Origin of the sequence: Desulfovibrio sp. 1214_IL3152 (assembly GCF_036763055.1) — a bacterium.
Classification (GTDB): domain Bacteria; phylum Desulfobacterota; class Desulfovibrionia; order Desulfovibrionales; family Desulfovibrionaceae; genus Desulfovibrio.
On sequence record NZ_JBAIYW010000144.1, the window covers coordinates 1 to 1,518 of the forward strand.

The following is a 1,518-nucleotide window of genomic DNA, read 5'->3' on the forward strand; positions in this document are numbered from 1 at the left end:
TATGGCGTCTCCGAGCACCATGACCGGGTTGGCATACTTGAAGGCCAGAGCAAAGGCGCGGAACATGAAGTCATAGCATTCCTGGGCAGTGGCCGGGGCCAGCACCAGATTGCGGTGGTCGCCGTGGCCGCCGCCCTTGACGGCCTGAAAATAGTCGCCCTGTGAGGGACCGATGTCGCCAAGGCCCGGCCCGCCGCGCTGCATGTTGACCATTACCCCCGGCACGTGGCTGCCCGCCATGTAGGAGATGCCCTCCTGCATGAGGGATATGCCGCAACTGGAGGAAGACGTGAGCGCCTGAATGCCGCAGGCCGCAGCGCCCAGCAGCATGTTGACGGCAGCCACTTCGCTCTCGGCCTGTACAAACTGTCCGCCATGTTCCGGCAGCAGCGAAGAAAGCACTTCGGGGATTTCGTTCTGCGGCGTGATGGGGTAGCCGAAGTAGCAGCGGCAGCCAGCGTCAACAGCGCCGAAGGCCACGGCCTCGTTGCCCTTGATGAGGATACGCTCAGAGGAATTCTGGCTTTGGCTCATGCCTCGCCCCCTTTTTTTCCGGCGCTTTTGAAGACACGGATAGCCACATCCGGACACATGACGGCACAGGAAGCGCACCCCGTACACTGTCCGTCCATTTCCATAACTTCATAACCCTGGCGATTGAACCGGCCCGATGGCCGCAGAATATGCACGGGGCAGGCTTCCACGCACAGGCGGCAGCCCTTGCAGCGTTCTTCCAGAAACACGATTCGTGACATGTTTACTCCTTGGGGGGGCTTTGCCCGACTGGGGAAGGCAAACAGGTCGCCGTGGGCGGCCTGTGCCTTGGGGCCTTGCCTTCAAGGCCCTTCCGTACCCCGGCATGCCTTGCAGGACCATCCCGAAAGGCGCGCCGGCCGCACGCCGCCCGCAGGTCGCGCATGCCCTTGCGGCATGCGGAGTACGGAAGGCGCGGGCAAAGGGCGTCAGCGGATCAGCATGGCATCCCCATATGAAAAGAATCTGTAGTTGTTGGCAACGGCCTCGGCATAGGCGTCAAGCACGCGCTTGCGCCCGGCAAAGGCCGAAACCAGCATGAGCAGGGAAGATTCCGGCAGGTGAAAGTTGGTCACCAGCCCGTCCGCCACGCGGAAGGGCCTGCCGGGGTACAGAAAAATGTCTGTCCAGCCGGTATAGGGCTGCACACGGCCGCAAAGCTCCGCCACGCCTTCAAGGGTGCGCAGGCTGGTTGTGCCCACGGCAATGACAGGCCGTTTTTCTTCCTTGGCCCTGGCGATTGCCAGAGCCGTGGCTTCGGGCACTTCTATATATTCGCGGTGCATGCGGTGGCTGCGTATGTCGTTGCTGCGCACAGGGCTGAACGTGCCGTAACCCACGTAAAGCGTCACCTCAGCCCATTCAAAGCCCTTTTCCGCCAGGCGTTCGCGCAGGGGAGGCGTAAAGTGCAGCCCCGCCGTCGGCGCGGCCACAGAGCCGGTTTTGTCCTGGCGGGCATAAACGGTCTGGTAGCGGCTCAGGTCA

Annotated in this window: 2 protein-coding genes and 1 pseudogene; all 3 read right to left on the reverse strand. The window is 62.6% G+C overall.

Annotated features, from left to right (window positions below; genetic code table 11):
* A pseudogene (locus V6C07_RS02990) lies at positions 1-534 on the reverse strand (3-methyl-2-oxobutanoate dehydrogenase subunit beta); the annotation flags it as partial.
* Entirely contained in the window at positions 531-755 is a 225-nt protein-coding gene (locus tag V6C07_RS02995) for an indolepyruvate ferredoxin oxidoreductase subunit alpha (protein ID WP_291438705.1), read from the reverse strand. The gene V6C07_RS02995 and the pseudogene V6C07_RS02990, both read right to left, overlap by 4 nt.
* A 207-nt stretch (positions 756-962) precedes the next feature.
* The coding region (locus V6C07_RS03000) for an S-adenosylmethionine:tRNA ribosyltransferase-isomerase (RefSeq protein ID WP_333534898.1) at positions 963-1,518 on the reverse strand (556 nt) is incomplete at its 5' end.